4 protein-coding genes are annotated in these 8,940 nt (G+C 52.8%); 3 read left to right on the top strand and 1 reads right to left on the bottom strand.

Annotated features, from left to right (window positions below):
• The first annotated feature begins 324 nt into the window (after positions 1-324).
• The 3 genes from rsmG to Q8O92_05040 all read left to right on the top strand — a co-directional run bounded on the left by rsmG (position 325) and on the right by Q8O92_05040 (position 7,518).
• Positions 325-1,836: a 16S rRNA (guanine(527)-N(7))-methyltransferase RsmG gene (rsmG, locus tag Q8O92_05050; GenBank protein MDP2982680.1), complete on the top strand. Its 1,512-nt coding sequence runs from the start codon at positions 325-327 to the stop codon at positions 1,834-1,836.
• Between the two features lie 109 nt (positions 1,837-1,945).
• Complete coding sequence (gene mfd, locus Q8O92_05045) at positions 1,946-5,383, top strand: transcription-repair coupling factor (GenBank protein ID MDP2982679.1); 3,438 nt, start codon at positions 1,946-1,948, stop codon at positions 5,381-5,383.
• 377 nt (positions 5,384-5,760) lie between these two features.
• Positions 5,761-7,518: a T9SS type A sorting domain-containing protein gene (locus Q8O92_05040; GenBank protein ID MDP2982678.1), complete on the top strand. Its 1,758-nt coding sequence runs from the start codon at positions 5,761-5,763 to the stop codon at positions 7,516-7,518.
• A 62-nt stretch (positions 7,519-7,580) separates the two neighbouring features.
• On the opposite strand, the gene wecB is transcribed toward Q8O92_05040, so the two are convergent.
• A complete protein-coding gene (gene wecB, locus Q8O92_05035; protein ID MDP2982677.1) occupies positions 7,581-8,726 on the bottom strand; it encodes a UDP-N-acetylglucosamine 2-epimerase (non-hydrolyzing) in 1,146 nt (381 codons plus the stop codon).
• Between the last annotated feature and the right edge of the window lie 214 nt (positions 8,727-8,940).

The raw sequence follows: 8,940 nt of genomic DNA, 5'->3' as shown, positions 1-8,940 counted from the left end.
AAGGCGTATAATGAGTTACCCCCTCTCCTGACTAGGAGAGGGGGACAGGGGGTGAGGTAAAGAAACGCCAGAAAATAAAGTAAAATTTACTTTTTGCCGGATCATTTAATAAGGCTTCTGAAAAAGGTGTTATTTATCATTTAGACCCTGAAACGGTTTTATCGTTCCCGCGAAGCGGCAACAAGTTCAGGGTCATATCATGCCGAACTTGTTTCGGCATCTATAGTACCATGTCACGTGTCATGCGTCCGAATGGATTCCCTGCTCTTAGAGAGCGAAGGAATAATCTAACGAATCCTTCTCCCGGTTACAAGCGGGTACTGTATGCCTCAGAATAAAACGCCCGGCCGAAAAAAGCGGTCAAAACCGACATATGGCGCGCCTTTGTCCGAGAGTAAGCCATCACTGGGTCTTCTGCTCGAGGAGGCGGGTATTATCCTGGACGATAGACAAATGGACCTTCTCTGGCGGTTTCACCTCCTCCTTCGCCGGCATACTGAAGAGTATGACCTGACCCGTCTCCGCAGTTTTCGCGATATTGTAGTCAAACACTATATCGACTGCATGATTGTCCCCACCCTGATCGAGCTGCCTTCGCCGCTCCTTGATATCGGAACCGGCGCCGGTTTTCCGGGGATCCCCTTGAAGATCGTCCGCCCGGAATGTGAAATCATCCTTGCCGAATCGCGGTCCCGGCGGGTGGAATTCCTGGAACAGGCGGTGAAAGAGCTTGGATTGCGCGGTATCCGGATTTATGGAAGGGGCGTACTGCCCGGAAGGATGGAGGAGAAGGCGGCCGGGGTCATCACACGGGCGTTGGAAACAGCGGAAAAAACGTTGAATCGGGTGGAATATCTTCTCGAACCCGGGGGACAGGTCATTCTCATGAAGGGGCCGCAGAGTGAAGATGAGATCGCCGAAGCCCTTCGTTTAAAGAGCGAATCCTATGCTTTGAACAAAAATATATCCTATACCCTGCCCGGAACACGTTACCGGCGGAAGCTCATTATTTTTGAAAAGATTTCTCCTGCTCGGACTCATCCGGGCAAAGAATGGGAAAAAGAAGTGAGAACTGTAGTTGATATTTCCAGTTCAGCCAATCCCTCGTTCAAGGTGTGGAAAGCGCTCCTTGCCGGTCGGGGTATAAAACGGCAAGGACTCGCGCTGGTATCGGGCGCAAAAGTTATCGCAGAGATTGGCCTGTTGAAACCCGGAATGATCAGGGCGCTTATTTTGCCTCCGAAAGAGGGGCCGGAACCGGAAAGTCTGCCGCCGGAAATTCCCCGGTACCGGCTTTCCGGCGAATTGTTTCGAGAGCTGGATGTCCACGGGACTGATTATCCCCTGCTCGTGGTTTCGATACCGGAAATGCCCTTGTTTGAAAGCGCCGCGCCTCAATCGGGAGCTGTTCTCCTCGTTCCCTTCCAGGACCCGGCGAATGTGGGTGCGGTCATACGGTCGGCGGCGGCATTCGGGGTACGCGCTGTCGTACTCCTCAAGGAAGCGGCGACCCCGTTTCATCCCAAGAGCCTGCGTGCTGCTGGAACAGCGGCGTTCCTGGTGGATTATTTCGAAGGACCGTCCATTCGGGAGCTTTCGGGCCTTCGCCTGCCGGTGGTGGCGTTGTCCACCGGCGGAAAGCCTCTGAGTGAGTTCACTTTCCCGGAGCGGTTTGGCCTTCTCCCGGGGCTGGAAGGCCCCGGGCTTCCGGAAGAAATCAAACCGGAATACACCGTTTCGATTCCCATGGAAAAGGATGTGGAGAGTCTCAATGCTGCGGTGGCAGCCTCCATTGTTCTCTATGAATGGCGAAGAAGGCTTCGCAGTCATACCTGATTTCTATATTTTTTCTGGTATGCCGGTTTAAAATTAGTTATCTTTCACAGTCGGATTCCAGGTCCTGGGGGCTTGTTTATTTGAGGAATCCCGGAATCTCATCCCCGAAATGAACTCAATTCCAGAACTCGTTTTCATGCTGAACTCCATTCTCAAATTATTTGTTCAAAATGCTTCCCTCCCCTCTCTTTGCGAGTCACTCGCTAAAAGCCGGCGGGCTGTAATTCACGGGTTGGGCGGATCTTCCTCGGCATTTCTCACCGCGTGTCTTTCCGGGGTAAATGTCTCCGCACCTGACCGTTCAATTATAGCCCTTCTCCCCAGTGAAGAAGAAGCCGAAGCATTCCGTGAAGATATCGAGAGTATCCTGGGCGCCTCCGGGGTAAAATATTTTCCTGAGCGCGATACCGGTCCCTTTGAGCTGGCCGACAGCCATGTCGAGGTCAGGAGCCAGCGGGTTGAGACTCTGGACTCACTGGAACGGGGCTGGAAGGGTGTGGTAGTGGCGACTGCCGGCGCCTTGCATGACCCGACCACTCCGCCGGGAATGATCGAGCTTATCAGCCTCGATGTCAAAAAGGGAATGCAGATTGTCTTTCACGATCTGGTGAAATCGCTCATCTCCAAAGGCTTTAAACGCCAGAACACTGTGACCTCGGCCGGCCAGATTGCGGTGCGCGGCGGGATTGTGGATATTTTCCCGTTCGGCGGGGAAATTCCTTACCGTATCGAGTTCTGGGGCGATGAGATCGAATCCATCCGCACTTTCTCCGCCTCCAGCCAGCGGTCTCTTTCACCGGTTGAACAATTCCGTATCATTCCTCCCGACGAATTTGTCACCGAGGCAGGCATCAACTCTTCCGATGAACGGCGGATGAAAAGCATCGAGGCCGAAGCCGGAATCGATCTTTCCCGTATTCGGGATGCCATAAGCGGCGAAGAAAGACCGAACGGCATGGAGCAGTACCTCCATGTGGTTTTCGGAGCAAGGGCCTCCCTGGTTTCCTATTTTTCCGAGCGTGACTGCGCCCTTGTTTTCGATCCCCAGCGCTGCATGCACGAGGTGGAACGCCGCCTGGAACATGCCTCCATCATCTGGGAAAGACAGCGTCAGGATGATCCCGATCTTCCTCCTCCGAAATATTTTTATCCCTCCTCACGGGAATTGATGGACAGTCTGGGAACTATGCTCCTTGTAGAAAACCATGAGCTTCGTCCCACCGGCGCTCCAGTCATCGAATTCTCTATTTCTTCATGCCGTCAGTATCAGGGGAGTATGGAGGAGCTTAAAAAGGATATTCAATCCTCGCACCTGAAAGGGCTCTCGTGCCATATCGCCTGCGACAACAAGGGGCAGGTCGACCGTCTGAACGAGCTTTTGGAGGAGGTCGAAGGATATTACTCCATCGGGATCGCGCATCTTTCAGGGGGATTCACCGATGCTTCCTCGGGCCTTTTCCTTCTGACCGACCATGAAATTTTCAGCCGCTACCGGCGGCGGGTGCGGTACCGGAAGTTCAAAGAAGGGATGCCGATAACAGATTACCGTGCATTAAACCTGGGCGATTTCGTAGTGCATGTGGATTACGGTATCGGTAAGTATATGGGTTTGAGGCGAATAAGGGCCGGGGATGTCGAAAAGGATTGCCTCTTCATCCGGTACAAGGACAGCGACCAGCTTTTTGTGCCTGTAGAACAGCTTAAACGTATCAAAAAGTATACCTCGGAAGAAGGCGTGCTGCCGGTAATCACCAAACTGGGCGGTACTTCCTGGGAAAACCTGAAGGCAAGGACGAAAAAATCCATTCAGCGCATGGCGGAAGACCTCCTCCGCCTGTATGCCGAACGGAAGGCTCTTCCCGGGCATGCCTTCAAACCCGATGAACATATGCTGAAAGCCATGGAGGATTCCTTCGTATACGAAGAGACTCCCGATCAGATGCGGACCTGGAATGAGGTTCTCGCCGACATGGAAAACCCGTCTCCCATGGACCGTCTCATCTGCGGCGATGTGGGCTTCGGGAAAACCGAGGTGGCAATACGGGCGGCTTATTGCGCTGTCCTTGACGGCAGGCAGGTGGCTGTCCTCGTTCCCACCACCATTCTGGCCGAACAGCATGACGAAACATTCCGGGAGCGGTTTGCCGATTTCCCGGTAAGGGTCGAGACCATATCACGGTTCCGGAGCAGCGCAGAGCAGAAAGCTATCCTTCAGAAGCTTGCCGAGGGGAAGGTGGACATTATAATCGGCACGCACCGCCTGCTTTCCAAGGATGTGCATTTCAAGAATCTCGGTCTCCTGGTTATCGACGAGGAGCAGCGGTTCGGAGTCCGGCACAAGGAACTCATAAAAAAAATCCGCCGCAATGTGGATGTGCTTTCCATGAGCGCCACTCCGATTCCCAGGACTCTGAACATGTCCCTTCTGGGCGCCCGGGATATCTCGTTCATCAATACACCGCCCAGGGACCGTTACAGCGTTCATACCGAAATCATTCCGTTTGAGGAGAAATATGTAGTTGAAGCGATAATGCGGGAAATCGACCGGGGCGGGCAGGTGTTTTTCGTCCACAACCGGGTGTCCTCCATAAGCAGCATGGCGGCGTATCTGCGAACACTGATGCCCAGTGTCACCCTGGGGGTCGCGCACGGCCAGCTTCCGGAAAAGGAACTTGAAAGTATCATGCGTGATTTTCACCATGGCAAATTCCAGATCCTGGTCTCCACCATGATCATTGAAAACGGGCTGGATATTCCCAGCGTGAATACCATCATCATCAATCGCTCCGATACCTTCGGCCTGTCCCAGCTTTACCAGCTTCGGGGCAGGGTGGGAAGGTCCAATCGGAGGGCTTATGCCTACCTGATGGTGCCTCCAAAAGCTCCCATAACCAAGATCGCCCGTCAGCGCCTGAAAATTATCGAAGAATTTGCCGACCTGGGAAGCGGTTTCAAAATTGCCATGCGTGATCTGGAAATCCGCGGCGCGGGAAATATGCTCGGCACAGAACAGTCCGGCTTCATCGCTGCGGTTGGTTTTGATCTCTACAATGAGCTGTTAAAGGAAACCATAGCTGAACTGAAAGGCGAAAAAGTGGAGCGCCCCCCCGATGTTGAGATGAATATCAAGGTTGACACCTATATTCCCGAGGAATATATCGCGGATGCCGGCGAGCGGGTGCTGTTCTACCGGAGGCTCTCCGAAACGGTTTCTTTGAACGAGGTCAAAGCCATTGAGGAGGAAATGATAGACCGGTTCGGCCGGCCCCCTCAACAGGTGCTCAATCTGCTGGATTCGACCTATATCCGTCATTTTGCCGCAAAGGCAGGGATCACGGAGATTTCCACTCAGGGTCATGAGGTGGTTTTGGCAATTCCTGAAACCATCGAAGTCACCAGAGCGTCTGTGGAAAAGATAGTCCGGAAATCTCCGGTTATACTGAATTTTTCATTTCAGAATGGGATGAGAATCAGTTTCAGCCCTCCGGAGGATAAACAGGGCTCCCTGGGGGGAATAAAAAAGGTCTTGCAGGCACTTATAACCTAATTTATATTATTTGGTTATGTCGTTAAGTCAGCAACATACAGTAAATAAGATAAATTGAGTGCTCCTGTGTCTTTAAAAATCCCCCCTGCCTTCGGCATCCCCCCTTATTAAGGGGGGAATTTAGGGAGAGAGTTCTGTCAAATCCAAAATAAATGTTTACATTGTAATAGGAACAATTTTCTTTTTCCCCCCTTAATAAGGGGGGTAGGGGGGATTAACATTATGGATGAAAACATTTTAGCTTACTTAACGACATAACCAAAATCATTTATTTGTATCCGTAGAAAGGAGGAGTAAAAGACAAGTACACAATCTATCGGGATGTTTTAGGGGAGGAACAGTGTAACCAAACAATGTAAAGGGTAAAGGGGTAAGCTATGAAAAAGGTATGTATTCTATTTACCGCATGTATGTTTCTGGTATCGGTCGCCTATGCGGCCAATTTTCAGCCCACGCTCCTCAAGCTGAGCGCTCCGGCGACACTACTCTATCAATTTGACGGCAAAAGACTGGATATTCCCTTTGATGTCGCCGGAACGCCGGCCGGGGTAATTCTCTGCGTGTACACCAAAGGCAAGGCTGCTTCGGTCAGCAAAATCCGGAATGGATTCCTGGGATGGCACTACATGAACCTGGTAGACACCTCTATCTATGTATCCAAGCTGGCCAATTATGCAGTAGGAAAGAATAACCTTATTTCATGGGAGGGGAAGAACAAGGACGGTAATCTTGTCCCTGCCGGCGATTATACCTACTACCTCTGGTCGTTTGATAACATAGGTCAAAAGCAGAGGGTATGCAGCAGCATTTCCATTGCGTCCGGTTCCCAGGGTACCCAGGCGCACATCCAGGAAAAAGGCCCGGACGGCAAGACTCTGACCAATCCGCTTTTCTACGATCGCGGCGGAGTGAAAAAATGGACCATCGGCAGCGACCCGGTAAACGCAGCACTGTTGGAAACCACCGCCTTCGCCCTTGGCACAGGGTATTCGTACGGCCCCCAAATCGGCTTTCAGCCCAACAACTTCAGCTTTTTCTATATTGAAGTTCTCAGCTTAACCGCGAAACTCACTGGAGTGCGGAAAATGCAGTATGTGCCCAACGGCGTTTCACAGTTTGTGATGTCATGGGGTACTGACGGCCTGACCTCCTGGTCCAATCCTGACCCGCGCGGTCAGCCCGGCTGCGTCACCGACGGCGATCTAGTCTACACGATCGACCAGGCGTATTATGATTCCGCACCCCGGTCCGAATTCATCTACATCGACGCCACCGACGGCTCCATCATCAGGAAAATGAGCTTGATCGACTTCTGGAGCGATTTAAACGACCTGAATGCCAAATCGCAGATGAACGGCGGTCCGAATGGATTGGAGATGAGGAACGGGATGATATTCCTGAACTGCCATTGCTCCTGTATCAAGCAGATGATCAATCCGGCTGCTGAAACCAAGGATACATTCTTCCTCTTTTCCAATGAAAACGGCGATTATATCCTCGACAAAAACTATCAGCCGACTGCCGGGTCCAAGTGGGCCTGCAATGACTACCGTCCCGGCCCCTACACCTACCATCTCTCCGCCGACAACAACCTGTTCAGCGTATCGCCGAGCTTTGACGAAGGAGCGGTATCCTTCGGACTCCTGGGTCCCGACGGCACCGGTATCGGATATCTGGCCTATGCCGCAGAGACTGCCAAGTGGAAGCGCTGGTCGATCTTCTCCGATGCAGGAACGGCTTTTGACGGTATCTATACGGACAACTATGCATCCTCCGACTCCGCTAACCAGGGCGGTGTCTGGTATGTGGCCCATGATTCCATCAAGGGTGTGATTTCCAACAAGGCAGTCGGAGTGGAAGAAGCCGCGCCGTCAGCCTTCTCGGTAGCGCAGAATACTCCCAACCCCTTCAACCCCGCCACCACGATCAACTTCACCCTGGCCAAAGCCGGAAAAGTGACGGTTGATATCTACAATGCGGCGGGACAGAAGGTTGACACCGTTGTGAACACCACCATGAGCGCGGGCAATCATTCAGTGAAATGGAACGCGGTCAGACAATCGGCAGGAGTGTATTTCTACACGGTAAGAACCGGGGATGTCTCCAGAACCATGAAGATGACCCTGCTCAAGTAAGTACGCTTCGGCATCTCTCTGTAACGTAAAGGCCCTGTTGAACAACAGGGCCTTTTTTTACACTACCGGTAAAGCCGGTTTTCCAGCGCCTCGACGATACGCTCGGCAGCATGTCCGTCGCCATACACATCTCTGGGAATTTCCCTGTATTCGGTAATCCGTCGGCACATCTCTTCATATGCCCGGATAATACGGTCGCTGTCTGCCCCGGCCACGATATTCCATCCTGAATCCACCGTTTCCGTCCACTCGGTCTGCGCGCGCATGGTCACACAGGGCCGCCCCAGAAGGAACGCTTCTTTCTGGAGGCCGCCGGAATCGGTGATCACGCACTGAGCTTTTCCGGTAAGACCGAGCATGTCGAGGTACGACAGCGGCTCTATGACATGCACTCCGTTAGGGAACTCAATTCCCAATCTCGCGGCAGCCTGAAGGGTCCGCGGGTGCAGGGGGAGAATGACCGGGGTTTTCCGACCGGAGAGTATTTCGAACGCCCGGGCGATGGAACGGAGATTGTCAGGATTATCGGTGTTCTCCGGGCGGTGAACGGTAGCCAGGATAAATGGGCAGTCCCCGATGTCCAGAGCATCGAGCACTCCGTGGCGGTTTTGAGCTTCCCCGCCGAAAATGCGGATCATGTCCGCCATCACATCGCCGGTGACCAATACCTCCGGGGAGTCGGCGAACGAGGGGGCGCCGGGAGTATCGTTCCGTTTTTCATCGCCGATTCCTTCCCGGTGAAGGTTATCCGCCGCCGCAGAAGATGGACAGAAGAGGAGCACAGACAGGCGGTCGGCGACCATCCGGTTCAGTTCCTCCGGCATGGCGCGGTTGAAACTTCTCAAACCGGCTTCCACGTGGGCGACCGGAAGCATGAGTTTCGCTCCAGCCAGAGCTCCGGCAAGTGTGCTGTTCGTGTCGCCGTATATAAGAACGCAATCGGGTTCTCGTGCAACCAGTTCCTGCTCGATGGCCTGAAGCATGCGGGCGGTCATGTCGCTGTGAGAGCCGCCGGAAATCCCAAGATTCGCCGCCGGTTCGGGAATGCCCATCTCCCGGAAGAAAATCTCGGACATATTCCGGTCGAAATGCTGGCCGGTATGGATGATTTCTTCGTGAAGAAGCGAGCTCTTCGCCAGCGCCCGTGAAACCGCAGCAGCTTTTATGAACTGGGGTCTGGCGCCAAGTATGGTTAGTATTTTTTTCATAATGTGACCCAGAAGAGGAACTCCATGTACGCCAGCCCATTACCGGAGGTCAATATCCCCCCTGTCCTGCGGACACCCCCCTTAACAAGGGGGGTGTCACCGAAGGTGACGGGAGGATCTTTCCAAAAAAAGGTAATGAATATTAAAATTCATATTCAATCCCAAAATTTATATAGAACCCCCAGATAAGTCAAGAAATCCTTCTTTCAGCTTG

This window comes from Candidatus Latescibacter sp., from assembly GCA_030692375.1.
Taxonomy (GTDB): Bacteria; Latescibacterota; Latescibacteria; order Latescibacterales; family Latescibacteraceae; genus JAUYCD01.
Note: the sequence above shows the minus strand (reverse complement) of the source record. Positions and strands in the feature narration are given on the sequence as shown.

What these genes read in the sequence shown, in the direction of transcription:
- rsmG (MDP2982680.1), top strand. Translation starts at nt 325, where the DNA reads ATGCCTCAGAATAAAACGCCCGGCCGAAAAAAGCGGTCAAAACCGACA.
- mfd (MDP2982679.1), top strand. Translation starts at nt 1,946, where the DNA reads ATGAACTCAATTCCAGAACTCGTTTTCATGCTGAACTCCATTCTCAAA.
- Q8O92_05040 (MDP2982678.1), top strand. Translation starts at nt 5,761, where the DNA reads ATGAAAAAGGTATGTATTCTATTTACCGCATGTATGTTTCTGGTATCG.
- wecB (MDP2982677.1), bottom strand. Translation starts at nt 8,726, where the DNA reads ATGAAAAAAATACTAACCATACTTGGCGCCAGACCCCAGTTCATAAAA.